The sequence below is a fragment of the Pseudomonas sp. FW305-7 genome (genome assembly GCF_058786735.1).
On the sequence record NZ_JBYSZA010000011.1, the window covers coordinates 1 to 17,195 of the forward strand.

Below are 17,195 nucleotides of genomic sequence, written 5' to 3' on the forward strand. Positions count from 1 at the left end.
CCCCATCGGCGAATCCCCCAACATCAACTTCGCGTTATAACTCTCGATAATATCCTTGACCACAGCCAACCCGATCCCCTGCCCCGGATGCTGCCGATCCAACCGCTCCCCACGCTCCAGAATCCGCGCCCGCTGATCCGGCGGCACCCCTGGCCCATCATCCTCGACACACAAGTCAATCCCGGCCAGGCTCTCACGCACACTGATACGCACCTCACCCAGACACAGCCGATACGCGTTCTCCAGCAAATTCCCCATCATTTCCAACAAGGCACCCTGCTCGATCGGCACATAACAATGCTCCGGCAAATCAAACGCCACCCGCACCTGCTTGTCGCGATACACCTTGTCCAACGTATCGCACAGACTTTTAAGCACCGGTTGCAAGCGCACCTGATGCCGCACCAGACCGCTTTTACGCAAACTCGCCCGCTGCAACTGATAACTGATCTGCTGACTCATACGCTCGATCTGGCTCTGCAGCACCCAGGCCTGATCCAGATCCTTGGGCCGTTGCGCCATGTCCTCACTGACCCCCTGCAACACCGCCAAAGGCGTTTTCAGACTGTGCGCCAAATCATCCAGAGAATCGCGATAACGACTGCGCTGCTGCCGCTCGCTCAGCAGCAATCGGTTCAGCGAGCCCGTCAGACGCAACAGCTCGCGCGGGTGTTGCTCAGTGAGACTTTCACGCGTGCCGCCCTCGATCTCATCCAGCTCCTGACTGAGTTGACGCAAGGCCTTGAGGCCCCAGGTCAAGCCGATCCACAACAGCGCCAGCAAAACGAGCAACGCTGCGCCGAAGCCCAGATAAAGATTTTCACGCAAGCCTTCAAGGGTAGTTTCGTACTCACGCACTGGTTGCAGGGCGACGATGCTGAACGCCGCACTTTTACCGCCAAGGAGTTTCACTTCAACGTCGTAGACGAAGAACTCCTGACCGCTGGCCTCACGAATTCGCGCGAACTCGTTACCGAGACCGTCGTAACGCGGCTTGTAGTTGATCTGTTCCTCTTGAGTGGCTTTCGAGCGCCAGACCAGATGCCCCTCACGGTCGTAGATATAGCCGAGCAGCCGGAAGTCGGTGAGGTTGAAACGCTCATCCGGCAACTGCGAAGGCATGACCAGTTTGCCGTTTTCAATGCGCGCAGCCGAGATCAGCGTGGTGACGTCCGAAGCCAGGCGCTGCTCGATCGAGTCCTGCAACGCGAGGCTGAATGCGCCCTGCATGGCCGGCAGCAAGGCGAGCATGAACAACACCGCCAACGTGGTGGCGGCGAGCATCAGTCGAACGCGTAAAGAACGAATCAAGTGCAGCGCTCATTGAACAGGTAGCCGAGGCCGCGCACGGTGTCGATCGGCTTAAACCCGGCCGGGCCTTCGAGTTTGCGGCGCAAGCGGCCGACCAGCACTTCGATGACGTTCGGATCGCGCTCGTCGTCGTCCGGATAGAGTTGCTCCATCAGGCGATCCTTGGGCACCACTTGCTGGTGATGGCGCATGAGATATTCGAGGATGCGGTACTCGTACGCGGTCAGCGCCAGCGGTTGCTCGTCGAGTGTCGCCTGCTTGCGATTGAGGTCGAGCAACAGCGGGCCGGCGACGATGGTCGACTGGGTAAAACCGCTGGAGCGGCGCAGCAAGGCATTCAGGCGCGCGTCGAGTTCTTCGAACTGGAACGGTTTGACCACGTAGTCGTCGGCGCCGGCAGCGAGGCCTTCGACCTTGTCCTGCCAGTTGCCACGTGCGGTGAGGATCAGGATCGGGAAGGTCTTGCCGCCCGAGCGCAACTGGCGGATCAGGTCGAGACCGCCCATGCCCGGCAGACCGAGATCGATCACCGCCAGGTCAAAGTTGAACTGTCCGGTCTGGTACAACGCCTCCTCGGCATTGGCCACGGACTCGACCACGTGGCCGCTCTCCGTCAGACGGGTTTGCAGGTGATGGCGCAACAGCGCTTCATCTTCGACGACCAACAGTTTCATATCGCTCTCCCGGGCAAATCAGAATCTCCAAAAACACACCTGTGGGAGCGAGCCTGCTCGCGAAATCGGTGGATCAGTCAATGAAGATGTCGACTGACACATCGCCTTCGCGAGCAGGCTCGCTCCCACATTTAGCCTGGCGGCAACACTTTAGAAAAAGTAGTTGGCCGACAGGTAAGTCTGCGCGCTACTGGTCAGGTCCAGCGAGCCTTGCTTGCTGCCACCGCGTTCGCTCATCTCGGTGCTGGCATTGCTGCGCAGGTAACGGTAACCGAGTTCCACCGAAGTGTTTTGCGAAACTTGCTGCATCACACCGAACTGACCGCCGACCGCGTAACCGATGTCACTGTCGCGGCTATAGCCTGGCGACTCCTGGGTCAACTTGGTCAAACCCGCCGTCGCGCCGCCGAACAATTTGGTGGTGCTGCCCACCGGGTAGAACAGATCGTAGCTGCCCAGCAGGTTTTCCTGGCGCAGTTTAATGCCATTGTGCGAACCGGACACGTTGTCGTAAGTCGCGTAGTAGCGGCCCTGCGAGTTTTGCTGGCCGAGGCGTACGCCGTAAGTGTTGTTGCCGTCGATCGCGCCGGTGGCGTTAGGGTGATCGAGGTTGTTGTTCAGAGCATGGGATTTGTCGATCTTGTCACTGGTCTGGCCGAAGGTCAGGCCGGCGAAGTTCGAAGTGGTGTCGGCCTGGGCCGCGACGCTGGCGCTCATTACGGTCAATGCCAGCAGCAGTTTATTAAAACGAGTCATGGGATTTCCTCTTTCACAGTGCTGTTTGGGTATGGCGCAAGGTTACTGACCCTCCCCTGTACCGCCCCTGAACGCTCTCTGAACCTGACCTGAACCAAATCGACTAGGCTGTTCTGAGCACTTTTCGCCAAGGAGACCGATATGCGCCTGTTCCTCGCCCTCACGTTCCTCGCTGTCAGCAGCCTCACTCAGGCTGCGATCAAGACCGCAGAAATCCCCTATCAAAGTGCCGACGGCACACAGCTGATTGGCTACTACGCCTACGACGACGCCATCAAAGGCAAACGCCCGGGGATTGTCGTGGTGCATGAGTGGTGGGGCTTGAACGAGTACGCCAAGCGCCGCGCGCGGGACCTGGCTGAGCTGGGATATAGCGCGCTGGCGATTGATATGTACGGCGAGGGCAAGAACACCGAGCACCCGAAAGACGCCATGGCGTTCATGCAGGCGGCAACCCAGGATGCGGCGGCCTCCAGCAAACGTTTCGAGGCCGGGTTGAATCTGCTGAAGAAACAACCGCAGACCGATGCGAACAAACTCGCGGCCATTGGTTACTGCTTCGGCGGTGGCGTGGTGCTGAATGCGGCGCGCCAGGGTGAACCGCTGGCCGGAGTAGTGAGTTTCCACGGTGCACTGGCGACCAAGACCCCGGCCACACCCGGCAGTGTGAAGGCGAAGATTCTGGTGGAACATGGCGCCCTGGACAGCATGGTCACGCCGGACAACGTCAGCGCCTTCAAAGCGGAAATGGACAAGGCCGGTGCAGACTATAAATTCGTCAGCCTTGACGGTGCCAAGCATGGCTTTACCAATCCGGATGCCGATCGCTTGAGCCACGGCGAGCACGGTGGCCCGGATATCGGCTACAACAAGGCTGCCGATGAAAAATCCTGGGCGGACATGAAAGCGTTCTTCCAGAAAATCTTCAGCTGACCCGCCCGTACCTGATCGTTCCCACGCTCCGCGTGGGGATGCAGCCCGGGACGCTCTGCGTCCCAAAACGGACGCAGAGCGTCCATTGAGGTGTTCCCGCACAGAGGATCGGAACGATCAGTGCCTCTACCCAGTTTGACTGCCAAACGGCAAAATGCCTGCCATGAATCCTACCCCCGCCCTGCCCGCTTGCTGCACCCCGCTCGATACCCACTGGCCAATGCCGACGGTGTTGCCTGACACCGTGCTGCTCAGCACTCACTTCGATCCGTCACAACTGCTCGGCGATGATTTCCGGCGCAGCGCTATCGAGCCACCGCCAAGCATTCAACGCTCGGTGGCCAAGCGCCAGGCGGAGTTTCTCGCCGGGCGCATCTGTGCCCGCGCGGCGTTACAGCAATTGGAAGGCACTACAGTGGTCCCGGCGATCGGCGAAGATCGCGCGCCGGTGTGGCCGGCACATATCTGCGGTTCGATCACTCACAGCACCGGTCGTGCGGCAGCGATTGTCGCCAACAAGCAGCATTGGCGCGGTCTGGGCATGGATCTGGAAAACCTGCTCAACAGCGAACGCGCCGAGCGTCTCGCCGGGGAAATCCTCATACCGGCAGAAATGCGGCGCATGGCCGCCGGTGAGAGGGAGCAACTGGCACTGTGGGTGACGCTGACGTTTTCGGTGAAAGAAAGCCTGTTCAAGGCGCTTTACCCGATCGTGCAGAAGCGCTTTTACTTCGAGCACGCGGAAGTGCTGGAGTGGACGGAACAGGGCCACGTGCGCTTGCGCTTGTTGACGGACTTGTCGAACGAATGGCGCAACGGCACAGAGCTGGATGCGCAGTTCGGGGTGCAGGATGGGCAGTTGTTGAGTCTGGTCAGCATTGCTGCCTGAGATCTGTATTGCCTGTCAGAGCCTCATCGCTGGCAAGCCAGCTCCCACAGTGCCGGTGATGAACACAGACTTGATGTACACCCTGAAACCTGTGGGAGCCGACTTGCCAGCTCCACAGTGCCGGTGATGGACACAGACTTGATGTACGCCCTGAAACCTGTGGGAGCCGACTTGCCAGCTCTACAGTGCCGGTGATGAACACAGACTTGATGTACGCCCTGAAACCTGTGGGAGCTGGCTTGCCAGCGATGGGGCCAGCACTACTATCCACGATTCAGCGGCGCTCCTGATTCCTCGGCCAGCTCAGGCTGAAGCAAGCCCCACCCAGACTCTTGCTCTTGCCAATGATCGCGCGGCCGTCATGCCAGTGGATGATCCGCCGCACAATCGACAAGCCCAAGCCATGTCCTCCTGACGCCCGGGTACGGCTGTCATCCAGACGCAGGAACGGCGTGAAGATTCGCTCCCACGCCACCTCCGGCACACCCGGCCCGTCGTCCTCGACGTCCACCCGGCAACGCAGCTGCCCGACCTGGTAACTCACCGTAACGTTGGAGCGCGCATGGCGCATGGCGTTGCTCACCAGATTCTGCAACGCCCGATGCAGATAACGCGGCTCGGCCTCGACCCAGGCGTCGTCGTTATCGGCTGCAGACAGGCACAAGCCGCGCTGCACCGTGACCTCGGCGCGCAGCGGCGCCAGTTCTTCAATGACCTGATTGACCAGCGCGTCGAGATCAATGCGCTGGAACGTCAGCGCCGGCGAGCCCTGCTCCAGCCGGGCATAGGTGAGCATTTCATCGACCAGCTTATCGAGGTCTTCGATGTCGTGATCCATGCCCTCACGGTACTTTTCCAGCGCTTGCGGGGTGGTCGCCGAACCGATCATCTCCAGACCGAAACGCAAGCGCGCCACCGGCGTGCGCAACTCGTGGGATACCGCGCGCACCAGTTCGCGCTGGATCGCCAGCAACTGCTGCAAGTGCTCAGCCATTTTGTTGAACGCCGAGGCCAAGCGTCCGACCGAGTCGGCACCGCGCGCCGGCACACGGGTTTCCAGGCTGCCCTTGGCGATGCGTGTGGCCGCCGCTTCAAGGCCGCGCAAACGCCGTTCGAGCTGGCGCACCAACAGATAAACGATAAGGCCGATCAAACTCAGGCCGAGCGCGGCGATCAACACCAGCCATTCCGGCGGATACGGATTCATCTGATACAGCGGGCCGATTTCCAGTACCCAAGGCGTGCCGACCATGCCGGCAAACACGCGGATCGAATCGCCACCCTTGCCCAACGCCATCACCGTGTCGCCCTCAGCCACGCGACGACTCTGATCCTCATCCATGTCGGCGTCGTTCACCGTGACCAGGCGCAGATCGAATCCGAAGCCCTTCTCTTCCTTTATTTGCGCCAACCGCTTGGGCTGCTCGCCCACGGGCACGCGCACCAGCTCATCGGCCAACAGGTAAATCGTCGCGCGGGCCAGTTGCTCGCTGATCTGCTGCACCTCTCCTACCAGCACCAACTGCTCCTTGTCGCTGACCAGCCGGTAGACCTTTGCTGCATGCGGCCCGGTCTGCTCCACCAGCGCCTGTCCGCGCTGGACCCGAGTGCGCTGGGTCAGGTCGAGATCGGTCTCGGCAAACTTTTTCAGCGCCAGTGGAATCCCGAGCAAACGCTCCCACACCAGCAGCGCGCGATGGCGCTCGGTTTCGTTCATCGGTTGCAGATTGTCGGCCATCAGCGAGAACGTGCCATGGGCCAGGCGCTCGCGATATTGCTCGCTGCGCACCTGGTTAAGCAGGTTCAGCGCGAGCACGCCGAGCACCGCCACCAGAATCAGCGCGGCGCACATGCCGCCGTAAATGCGCAGGAAGATCGAGTTCACAGCGGCAGGTCTACGCAGGCTTCGGGGACAAACAGATAGCCCTTGCTGCGGATGGTCTTGATCAGGCGCGGATGATCGGGGTCGTCGCCGATTTTCGGGCGGATGCGCGAGATGCGCACATCGATCGAGCGATCCTGGCCGTCATAGCCGATGCCGCGCAGCGCGGTGAAGATTTCCTCCCGGGACAGAATTCGCCCGGCATTGGACACCAACAGCCAGAGCAGATCGAATTCGGCGCTGGTCAACTCGATGCCGTTGTCGCTCAACCAGGCTTCGCGCAAAGCGTCGTCCACCACCAGTGGCCCGAATTGCAGCCGACGGCTTTTTTCCGCGACGGGCTCCGGTGTGTCACTGCGTCGCAGCAGCGCCTGAATCCGCGCCAGCAACAGGCGTGGGCGCACCGGTTTGCAGACGTAATCGTCGGCACCAAGATCAAGCCCCTGAATCTGATCGGCATCGTCGGTACGCGCCGTGAGCATCAGGATCGGCCCGTCATAACGGTCGCGAACCTTGCGGCAGATACTCAGGCCATCTTCACCGGGCAGCATCAGATCGAGGATGACCAGATCCGGTTGCTCCTTGATGATCCGCGCCGCAGCCAGTGCACCGTTGCCTTCGATTTCGACGCGCAGTCCATTGGCTTGCAGGTAGTCGCGAGTGAGTTCGGCCAGACGCTGATCATCCTCGACTATCAATACCTGAAAGGCTTGTTGCTCCACCGGTGACCTCTGCTTGCTGTTTTTATTAATAGAAGGGATCGCTTGGATCAGCTCCTGCAAAAGCATGCGTGGTGCCAGATCATCCTGATCATTTGTCATGTTTCTGGAGGATAAATATGCCTGCGCATGGCCCGATTGTATAAACGGCGTACAGCCAGAACACAAGTCGGTAAATGCGTTCGGACAAGGCGGTTTTTTGTGATAGGGTTCGCGCCCTTAAAAATCCGCTGAAGCGTTTTTCGCGGTGAAAAAACAGTGACAAACGGTCTAGCTCAGCAGGTTCGCGGCCTACACGCGAATTCGCCGTTTCGCACACAATTTACGCACAGGTTTATCCACAGGCTATACATTGCAATAGCCCCCCAAAACGCATTATCTTGTAGCCCGCGCTCAAAAAAACCCTACATGTAGGGGTTGAGACAAAAAACCAAACACAAACCGGACAGTGAATTCAAGGCTTTTTATTGCCATTGTCGGGTTGAACCAAACGTATTTTCACAAGCCCAAACCGCGCCTGCGGATGGCTACCGTTTTTCAGTCGGCAACGACGATAACGGTACGGGTGTTGCAGTCTGAAACTGCGCCCCGAAAGGAATGCGGTTTGACGCGGATCGCGCGAACCGAAGACTTCGGCATGGAAGCGGCGCCCACAAGGCCCCCTTCCTGAACTGTCCCGAAGTCGTTATGCCCGGCGCGTGCCGGTTGTAGTGCTTCAGGACGGAACGGTGGGCACCGTGATGGTGCCCAAACAAACATAGAGAACGTGGAGACACCCATGCAAACCGACACAACTCGCGAGAACCCGCAGGGCACCTTGCCGCAGGCCGCCGATTCGACTTCGGATCTGGCAGCCACCGCGCCTGGTCAACTGCGCGTGATCAAGCGTAATGGCACTGTCGTTCCTTACACCGATGACAAGATCACCGTCGCTATCACCAAAGCGTTTCTCGCAGTTGAGGGCGGCACCGCTGCCGCTTCGTCGCGAATCCACGACACCGTTGCCCGCCTGACCGAACAGGTCACCGCGACCTTCAAGCGTCGCATGCCATCGGGCGGCACCATCCACATCGAAGAAATCCAGGACCAGGTCGAACTGGCCCTGATGCGTGCCGGCGAGCAGAAAGTTGCTCGCGACTACGTGATCTATCGTGACGGTCGTTCGAAAGAACGCGCTGCCCACGCCCCGGCCGAAGAAGCGGTCAACGCGCATCCGTCGATCCGCATCACCCGCGCCGACGGCAGCCTGGCACCGCTCGACATGGGCCGCCTGAACACCATCGTCACCGAGGCCTGCGAAGGTCTGGAAGAAGTCGACGGCGATCTGATCCAGCGCGAAACCCTGAAAAACCTGTACGACGGCGTGGCCCTGACCGACGTCAACACCGCCCTGGTGATGACTGCCCGTACGTTGGTTGAGCGCGAGCCGAACTACTCGTTCGTGACCGCCCGCCTACTGATGGACACCCTGCGTGCCGAAGGCCTGAACTTCCTCGAAGTCGCCGAAAGCGCCACCCATCACGAAATGGCCGACCTGTACGCCAAGGCGCTGCCGGCTTACATCGCCAAGGGTATCGAGTTCGAACTGCTGAACCCTGTGCTGGCCACCTTCGACCTGGAAAAACTGGGCAAGGCGATCAACCACGAGCGCGATCAGCAATTCACCTACCTGGGCCTGCAAACCCTGTACGACCGCTACTTCATCCACAAGGATGGCGTGCGTTTCGAACTGCCGCAGATCTTCTTCATGCGTGTGGCCATGGGCCTGGCGATCGAAGAGAAGCAGAAAGAAGATCGTGCGATCGAGTTCTATAACTTGTTGTCGTCGTTCGACTACATGGCTTCGACCCCGACACTGTTCAACGCCGGTACCCTGCGCCCACAGCTGTCGAGCTGCTACCTGACCACCGTTCCGGACGACCTGTCGGGCATCTACCACGCGATCCACGACAACGCCATGCTGTCGAAATTCGCTGGCGGCCTGGGCAACGACTGGACGCCGGTACGTGCACTGGGCTCGTACATCAAAGGCACCAACGGCAAGTCGCAAGGTGTGGTTCCGTTCCTCAAAGTCGTGAACGACACGGCCGTCGCCGTTAACCAGGGTGGCAAGCGCAAAGGCGCTGTCTGTGCCTACCTGGAAACCTGGCACATGGACATCGAAGAGTTCATCGAGCTGCGCAAGAACACCGGTGATGATCGTCGTCGTACCCACGACATGAACACTGCCAACTGGATCCCTGACCTGTTCATGAAGCGTGTCTTCGATGACGGCAAGTGGACCCTGTTCTCGCCATCCGAAGTGCCGGACCTGCACGACCTGACCGGTAAAGCCTTCGAAGAGCGCTACGAGTATTACGAAGCCCTGACCGAGTACCCGGGCAAGGTCAAGCTGTTCAAGACCATCCAGGCCAAAGACCTGTGGCGCAAAATGCTCTCCATGCTGTTCGAAACCGGCCACCCATGGCTGACTTTCAAAGACCCGTGCAACCTGCGTAGCCCGCAGCAGCACGTCGGCGTGGTTCACAGCTCGAACCTGTGCACCGAGATCACCTTGAACACCAACAAGGACGAGATCGCCGTTTGCAACCTGGGCTCGATCAACCTGCCAAACCACATCGTGGATGGCGAGCTGGACACCGCCAAGCTGCAACGCACCGTGAACACTGCCGTGCGCATGCTCGACAACGTGATCGACATCAACTACTACTCGGTGCCGCAAGCGAAGAACTCCAACTTCCGCCACCGTCCGGTGGGTCTGGGCATCATGGGCTTCCAGGACGCCTTGTACCTGCAACACATCGCCTACGGTTCCGACGCTGCCGTCGAATTCGCCGACAAGTCGATGGAAGCGGTCAGCTACTTCGCAATCCAGGCGTCCTGCGACCTGGCTGACGAGCGTGGCGCGTACGAGACGTTCAACGGCTCGCTGTGGTCCAAAGGCATCCTGCCGCTGGACTCGCAACAGATCCTGATCGAACAACGCGGCCAGAAGTACATCGACGTTGACCTGAACGAAACCCTCGACTGGGCACCGGTTCGCGCCCGTGTACAGAAAGGCATTCGTAACTCCAACATCATGGCCATCGCACCGACCGCGACCATCGCCAACATCACTGGCGTATCGCAGTCGATCGAACCGACCTACCAGAACCTGTATGTGAAATCGAACCTGTCGGGCGAATTCACCGTGATCAACCCGTACCTGGTTCGCGACCTCAAGGCTCGCGGTCTGTGGGACTCGGTCATGATCAACGACCTGAAGTACTACGACGGTTCGGTTCAGCAGATCGAGCGCATCCCGCAAGAACTCAAAGAGCTCTACGCGACTGCCTTCGAAGTGGACACCAAGTGGATCGTTGACGCCGCCAGCCGTCGTCAGAAGTGGATCGACCAGGCTCAATCGCTGAACCTGTACATCGCTGGCGCCTCGGGCAAGAAACTCGACGTAACCTACCGCATGGCTTGGTACCGTGGTCTGAAAACCACTTACTACCTCCGCGCCCTGGCCGCGACCAGCACCGAGAAGTCGACCATCAACACCGGCAAGCTGAACGCTGTTTCCAGCGGCGGCAACCACGGTGACGATTCGGTTCTGGCCGCTCCAGCCGGTCCGGCGCCAGTGCCAAAGGCTTGTGCGATTGACGAGCCGGATTGCGAAGCTTGCCAATAAGCTGAGCACGTTCAGGTGCCGAAAGACACCTGAATGAAAAAAGCCCCTGACTGACCTCTGGTTTGTCGGGGGCTTTTTTTTGCATCAGGGTTGAGCCAGATAGATCTGGGTTGGCTGACTGGCCGCCGTCGCTGGCAGGAGCAAAGCCCCCCCTTCTGCTGTCCACCACTCGACGGGATGAGCGTCGGCTCGACAGCAGCTCTTGATAATTAGAGGCCGTTTAGGGGATTGGGGTTTGGGGGTTGTGAGCATATCCGTTGCTGCGGGTGTTGCGGATTAGGGTTCCGCCCTTACGGCGGGTCACTTTTGGCAAACGCCCCAAAAGTAACCAAAAGGGCTGCTCCCTGACGTACGGCACTTCGCCTAGGCTCAGTGTTCCCTCGCTACGGTGTCCATCCGGGGGCATCGCCTCCGGTTTGCTTCGCTGCACCTCCTCTCGATGTGTTTGGCTTCGCCAAACGGCGCTGCGCGCCTACCCCGGATGAACACCTCCGCTCGGCCTGCCGATGGGCCTGAGGATCAAGATCAAGAGCCAGATCAAAGGCCAGATCAAAGGCCAGATCAACAGCCAGATCAACAGCCAGATCAACAGCCAGATCAAAAGCCCCTCACCCTAGCCCTCTCCCGGAGGGAGAGGGAACTGACCGAGGTGTTTGAGAGAGCTACGCCGACATGAAATACCGAGTCGAACTCAGATTCTGAAAGATTCACAAATCGGCTCCCTCTCCTTGGGGAGAGGGCTGGGGTGAGGGGCAAACCCAACACAAAACCAAAGCCAACCGCACGCTTCTCACCACTCAACACAATGAGCGTCAGCTCAAGTACCGCTCTTGACCTTCACCAATCAACACAATGAGCGTTAGCTCAAGTACCGCCCTAGATCTTCACCACCCAACACAATGAGCGTTAGCTCAAGTACCGCTCTTGACCTTCACCACTCAACACAATGAGCGTTAGCTCAAGTACCGCTCTTGACCTTCACCACTCAACACAATGAGCGCTAGCTCAAGTACCGCTGTTGATCTTCACCACTCAACACAATGAGCGTTAGCTCGAGTACCGCTCTTGATCTCAGCGCCCGTCGGAAGGCTGAGCGGAGGGGTTGATCCGGGGTGGGAGCGCAGCGACCGTTTGGCGAAGCCAAACACATCGAGAGGAGGTGCAGCGAAGCAAACCGGAGGCGATGACCCCCGGATCGATCCCGCAGCGAAGGAACCCGAGCCACAGCGAGGGCCGTACGTCAGGGTAAAGCCTTTTTGGTTACTTTTTCGGCGTCTGGAAAAAGTGACCCGCCGTAAGGGCGGAACCCTAAGCAGCCTTCACCGCAGCAACGGATATGCCCCCAATCAAAACCCAACACTAGCCTGAACAAAGAACGTCCGAGGCGCCCCCACATACATCCCCGAATTGTTATCGCTCGAACGCGTAAAGTACTGCTTGTCAAAAACGTTCTTCACCCCCGCCCCCAACTTCAAGTTAGAAACCTGAGGCCCAAAGTCATACCCCCCGCGCACGTTCCAGGTCACATACCCCGGAATATCGCCGTACTGCCCATCCGCCGTACCGTCAGTGATGTAATTGCCGTTAAAGCTGCCATCAGCATTCACCCCGGTACCCGGCGAACGCTGTTTCGACTGGGCAAACCCATCAATGTTGTAAGTCCAGCGATTCACGTCATACCGCAAACCAACCGTCGCCACCTGACGCGAATAAAACGGCAGATCACGCCCCTTGAACCCCGGAATCTCGCCTTCATACGTCGCGCGGGTGTAAGTAAACCCGGCATTCGCAGTCAAGCCATCCAGACGCGGATCCAACGCCGCCATATCGTAATGCACCGACGCCTCAATCCCCTGGTGCTTGGTCGCACCCAGATTGGTCCAACCCACATCGTTACTGATGTACTGCAGTTCGTCGTCGAAGTCGATGTAGAACAGCGTCACTTCCCCGCCCCACACGTCATCGTTGTAGCGCGTACCGATCTCGTAAGTCTTGGCCTTTTCCGGCTCAAGACCGTTGGCCGTCTGGTCGCCCGAGCCGCCCTGCCCCAGTTGGAAATACTGCAGGCTGCCAAACGACGTTTCGTAGTTGGCGAACAGCTTCCACGCATCCGACAGGTGATACATCACGCTCAGCGCCGGCAGCGGTTCGTTGCTTTCGATGCTGCGGTTTTTCTCCTGCACCGGTTTGCCCGCCGTATCGAGCACGGCGCGATCGTGCCAGTCAGTGCTGATGTGTTCAAAGCGAATACCCGGCGTGATCGTCCAGTTGCCGACGTCGATCTTGTTGTCGATGTAGACCGAATTGGCCTCGGTGCCGCCTGTGCGGTCCTGGAACACATGGCCGTCAGATGTCGGCGTGAGCACTGGCTGGTTGTTGACCAGCGCCACACGGCTCGACTGCTCGTGCATCGCCTCTTTCAGATAGCGATAACCGACGCTGACTTCCTGCGTGGTCGGGCCGACATCAAAGACACGCGATACTCGCGGCTCGATACCCAGCGTGTAGTACGAACGCGGGTACGAGCTGAGGGTTTTCTGGTCGCGGGCGGCGATGGTGCTGCCACGGAAACTGTCGGTGTAGTAGGTGAGGATTTCTGCCTGGGTGCGTTCGTCGATCTGGCGAATCCACTTGAACGACACGTCTTTGCGCCGCCCCGTGAATTGGTCGTAGTCACGCACCGAGTCGTACGGTTTGTCGTCGTACTGCTTTTGCGTGAGACCGCCGGGCATGTCGGCGCTGGCGTCGTAGTAATGGAAATTGAGGCTGAAATCGTCCTGATCGGTCGGAGCCCAATGGGTCTTGAGCAGTACGTCGTCGATGTCGTTACCGTTATTGCGCTCGCGATAACCGTTGCCGTTGACGCCCGAGTACAGCAACGCCACGCCCATGCCGTTATCGGCAGTGCCGCCGAGGAATGCGGTGTCGATGTGCTTCCAGCCGCCGTACTGAGTGGTTTCCAGCGTGGTGCCGATTTCACCGGTGGTTTTTTCCGGAATGGCGCGGGTGACGAAGTTGATCACGCCGCCGACGTTTTGTGGCCCATAACGCACGGACCCGGCGCCGCGGACCACGTCGATGCTGTCGAGGTTGCCGGAGGAAATCGGCGCCATCGACAGTTGTGGCTGGCCATAAGGCGCGAACGCTGCCGGCACGCCGTCGATCAGCACAGTCGAGCGTGGCGACAGGCGCGAAGTCAGGCCCCGGACACCGACGTTAAGGGAGATGTCGCTGCCACCGGTGCCGTTGGAGTCCTGCACCTGCACGCCCGGCACACGCTTGAGCACGTCACTGACGTTCATCGCGCCCTGCTCGACCATCGCTTCGCGGCGGATCACCGTGCGTGCGCCAGGGTGGTTCTGCACCACGGCGGCGTTGGCGTCACCGAGCCAGTCGCCGACCACTTTGATGTCGGTCACGCCCAGTTCCAGCGGGCCATTGCTGGCAGCGGAAGTCGCCGCGGGCGACAGGGTCACCGAGCCTTCGTTGATCTGATAATCCAGACCGCTACCTTGCAGCAATTGGCGCAGCGCCTGTTCCGGAGAGATGTCGCCATCCACCGCTGGGGCTTGTTTACCGGCGACCAGATCGGGACTGAAAAACACTTGCAGCGAAGTCTGCTGACCCAGTTCGCTCAGGGCCTGGCCCAGTGGCTGGGCGCGGATATGAATGGCGTCGGCAGCGTATGCCAGAGGCATGGCAGCGTTGACCGCCAGCGCAAGGGCCAGCGGCAACCAAGAGGATTTTTTGTTGTTGGCAGTGGTGGTTTTCACGTCGAACGTAGTCCTGTGGATCGCAAGAGTGTGCGGCTGTTAATGCAAACCAGTTGCAGTTGAACAGGAAGACGATGAACTCGAAAAAAACCTGAATTTATTTTGAAATTATTTCCTGACTGCCATCGGCGAGGGTGCGAACGGCTACCGGCAGGATGCTCGGCAAGGCTTTGAGCAAGGCGTCGGTGTTGTCGGACTTGAACACGCTGGTCAGACGCAGATTGGCCACGGTCGGTTTGGCGACGGTCAATGGTTTTTCGCGATAACGCGACACTTCGGCGGCGACTTCGCTGAGGCTGGCGTTGTTGAACACCAGTTTGCCGCCGCGCCAAGCCGTCAGTTCGGCCGGATTGACCGCATAGGCTGCCGCGACTTTGCCCTGCGCATCGACATAGCTGCCAAGGCCCGCAGTCAGGCTGATGAACTCATTGTCCGGCGCATGACGCCCCTGCACCTTGACCGTGCCCTGCTCCACCGCGACACGGGTTTGCGTGACATCGCGGCGCACATCGAAGCGCGTGCCGGTGACCGTGACCTTGCCGCTGCCGGCCTCGACCACGAAGGGCCGGGCGCTGTCGTGCTGGACGCTGAACATCGCCTCGCCTTCAGTCAGCTCGATCAGCCGGCGATCCTTCTCAAAGCGCACCTGCAAGCGGCTGCGACTGTTCAGATCGATCACCGAGCCATCCGGCAGCGCCACATGCTTGCGCTCACCCAGCGCCGTGGCGAACTCGGCGCTGTAGCCCGACGGATGATTCAAACCGCTGAACAGCCCGAGCCCAAGCGCCACCGCCAGCACACTGGCCGCCACTGCGTAGCGCAGCAGCGGACGCCGTTCGCGACGGCTCGGTGGCGTATCGATAAGAGCTTTGAGCCGTGGCGCCGGCAGCAGATCCGCCGCCGACCACAAGCCCTGCAACAACTGAAATTCGGCACGGTGCTGCGGATGTTCATTCAGCCAGGCATCGAAGCGCTGCTGCTCGTCGGCACTGACAGCCGACTCCTGCAAACGCACAAACCAGCGAGCCGCATCATCGCGCACCGTTGTTTGCCCGCACGCGCAATCACGAGTATCCATCATGGAATGTCCTGTTTGGCTGGGGATGAAAAAGCACGGCCGCTCATGACTGCAACCCGTCGAGGCGATCACGCAGATGCCGCAGGGTGCGGATCATATACTTTTCGACCATGTTCTTGGACAGCCCCAGGCGTTCGGCGATTTCTGCCTGGGTCAGGCCTTCGATCTTCTGCCAGACGAAAATCTTCCGGCAATTGACCGGCAGCTCGGCGAGCGCCCGTTCGATGGAGTCGGCCAGCTGGATCGCATGCATGTAATGCTCCGGGTCGCCGGACGACGACTCACCATGATCGATTGCCTCCGACTCCATGGCACTGCGTCGATCCTCGCGCCGATAGCCATCGACCGCGATATTGCGTGCGGTCTGATGCAAATACGCCCGGGGCTGCTGCACCGCCGTCGAATCGGACTCAAGCACCCGCACAAAGGTGTCGTGCGCCAGATCCTCGGCCTGCGAGCGATTGCGCAGGCGACGAGTCCAGGTGCCGATCAACTCTTCGTAATGCTCGAAAAAGCCGGGTCTGCGGGGACGCATGGGGGTATGGGCGGCGTGCTGAGGAAAGGGGCGTGAATAGTAATGCTTCCTATTAAGCCCGGCAATTTATTCCTTGGCGCACCGCAACGAGAACAGATCGCCGCTCATTTGTCCTGATCAGGATCGACAATGCCGAAACAGCCAGTCGGCGGCTGCAAATACAAATAGAGCGGATTGACCAACAAGTGCGCATCGCCGCAGGTGATCAAGTGCATGTGGTCGCTGTAGGTGTTGATCAGGTGCTGGATCCTCGGGGCGATGTGCTGGTGAATACCCGTGCGCAATTCCATCCCGGCGCGGTAATACGTCGAGTAGAGCTCCTTGAATTTGGCACCGTCGGTGGAGGGAATCGGCTTGACCGTCGAGGAGGAACTGACAAACGCCTGAAATTTCTCGAACGCGGATTTTTCTCCGACAAAAGGCTTGGCGAAATCGACGATGGCCTGGTACTCGGCTTTGAGAAAACCCATTTCGGCCACTCGTGCGCTGTCCCCCAGCACGCCCTTGATCAAACCGACGGACACCGCACTGGGAAAGCAATTGGCGTTGTTCATGTAGTTTTTCATCAGGTTTTCGATGATCGGGAACACCTCATGCTCCCAACCAAAGACCTTGCCATTTGTGAACACGGGCGCGAACAGCGGCGGTACCGATTGCAGCGAGACCGCGCGCGGATACTGCTCGACATGGCAGACAATCTTGTTGGCTGCGATCAACGGCTGGAAGAAATTCGCCCAGACACCGCGTGCGGCCCATCGAAAAGGCGGCTCACGGTGAGCATCCCCGGTGAGAAAAATCATCGGGTCATACTCATCCGGAAATTGCTCGGCGGCTGCGGCAAGCTCCTCCGCACGCTGATCCGACATCAATACACCTTTGTCGATCCACCAGTTTCCTTTCCGATCGCCCATGAGCATGCCCCTGTCAGTCCATTGTGGTTTGCGCCCGCTCTCTCACCCTAGTCGGCCTCCG

Annotated in this window: 12 protein-coding genes; 3 read left to right on the top strand and 9 right to left on the bottom strand. The window is 59.5% G+C overall.

Annotated features, from left to right (window positions below; translation table 11 throughout):
• From AC3WMT_RS14955 to AC3WMT_RS14965, 3 genes are all read right to left on the bottom strand, one after another.
• Positions 1 to 1,311, bottom strand: a 1,311-nt coding sequence (locus AC3WMT_RS14955; protein WP_103307385.1) for an ATP-binding protein, incomplete at its 3' end; no start/stop codon positions are given.
• Positions 1,308 to 1,985 carry a response regulator transcription factor gene (locus tag AC3WMT_RS14960; protein ID WP_008079190.1) on the bottom strand — a complete coding sequence of 226 codons (678 nt, stop codon included), beginning with the start codon at positions 1,983 to 1,985 and terminating at the stop codon, positions 1,308 to 1,310. The genes AC3WMT_RS14955 and AC3WMT_RS14960, both read right to left, overlap by 4 nt.
• A 150-nt stretch (positions 1,986 to 2,135) precedes the next feature.
• Entirely contained in the window at positions 2,136 to 2,741 is a 606-nt protein-coding gene (locus tag AC3WMT_RS14965) for a putative outer membrane beta-barrel protein (protein WP_103307386.1), read from the bottom strand.
• A gap of 141 nt (positions 2,742 to 2,882) precedes the next feature.
• Here AC3WMT_RS14965 and AC3WMT_RS14970 point away from each other — a divergent pair, with 141 nt between their 5' ends.
• Complete coding sequence (locus tag AC3WMT_RS14970; protein ID WP_103307387.1) at positions 2,883 to 3,674, top strand: dienelactone hydrolase family protein; 792 nt, start codon at positions 2,883 to 2,885, stop codon at positions 3,672 to 3,674.
• 163 nt (positions 3,675 to 3,837) lie between these two features.
• Positions 3,838 to 4,563, top strand: a complete 726-nt coding sequence (locus tag AC3WMT_RS14975) for a 4'-phosphopantetheinyl transferase family protein (protein ID WP_103307388.1) — start codon at positions 3,838 to 3,840, stop codon at positions 4,561 to 4,563.
• A gap of 274 nt (positions 4,564 to 4,837) precedes the next feature.
• Here the strand turns inward: AC3WMT_RS14975 and AC3WMT_RS14980 are convergent, their stop codons facing one another.
• Positions 4,838 to 6,448 carry an ATP-binding protein gene (locus tag AC3WMT_RS14980; protein WP_103307389.1) on the bottom strand — a complete coding sequence of 537 codons (1,611 nt, stop codon included), beginning with the start codon at positions 6,446 to 6,448 and terminating at the stop codon, positions 4,838 to 4,840.
• Positions 6,445 to 7,167, bottom strand: a complete 723-nt coding sequence (locus tag AC3WMT_RS14985) for a response regulator (protein WP_103307391.1) — start codon at positions 7,165 to 7,167, stop codon at positions 6,445 to 6,447. The genes AC3WMT_RS14980 and AC3WMT_RS14985 overlap by 4 nt, the downstream gene beginning before the upstream one ends.
• A gap of 775 nt (positions 7,168 to 7,942) precedes the next feature.
• On the opposite strand from AC3WMT_RS14985, the gene AC3WMT_RS14990 reads away from it, so the two are divergent.
• Positions 7,943 to 10,837: a ribonucleoside-diphosphate reductase subunit alpha gene (locus AC3WMT_RS14990; RefSeq protein ID WP_103307390.1), complete on the top strand. Its 2,895-nt coding sequence runs from the start codon at positions 7,943 to 7,945 to the stop codon at positions 10,835 to 10,837.
• Positions 10,838 to 12,183: 1,346 nt separating this feature from the next.
• On the opposite strand, the gene AC3WMT_RS14995 is transcribed toward AC3WMT_RS14990, so the two are convergent.
• The 4 genes from AC3WMT_RS14995 to AC3WMT_RS15010 all read right to left on the bottom strand — a co-directional run bounded on the left by AC3WMT_RS14995 (position 12,184) and on the right by AC3WMT_RS15010 (position 17,134).
• Entirely contained in the window at positions 12,184 to 14,610 is a 2,427-nt protein-coding gene (locus AC3WMT_RS14995) for a TonB-dependent siderophore receptor (RefSeq protein WP_103306308.1), read from the bottom strand.
• A gap of 97 nt (positions 14,611 to 14,707) precedes the next feature.
• Positions 14,708 to 15,691, bottom strand: a complete 984-nt coding sequence (locus AC3WMT_RS15000; protein WP_103306309.1) for a FecR family protein — start codon at positions 15,689 to 15,691, stop codon at positions 14,708 to 14,710.
• A 40-nt stretch (positions 15,692 to 15,731) separates the two neighbouring features.
• On the bottom strand, positions 15,732 to 16,223 hold the full coding sequence (locus AC3WMT_RS15005; RefSeq protein WP_103306310.1) for a sigma-70 family RNA polymerase sigma factor: 492 nt from the start codon (positions 16,221 to 16,223) through the stop codon (positions 15,732 to 15,734).
• A 104-nt stretch (positions 16,224 to 16,327) separates the two neighbouring features.
• Positions 16,328 to 17,134, bottom strand: a complete 807-nt coding sequence (locus tag AC3WMT_RS15010; protein ID WP_146041284.1) for a hypothetical protein — start codon at positions 17,132 to 17,134, stop codon at positions 16,328 to 16,330.
• Between the last annotated feature and the right edge of the window lie 61 nt (positions 17,135 to 17,195).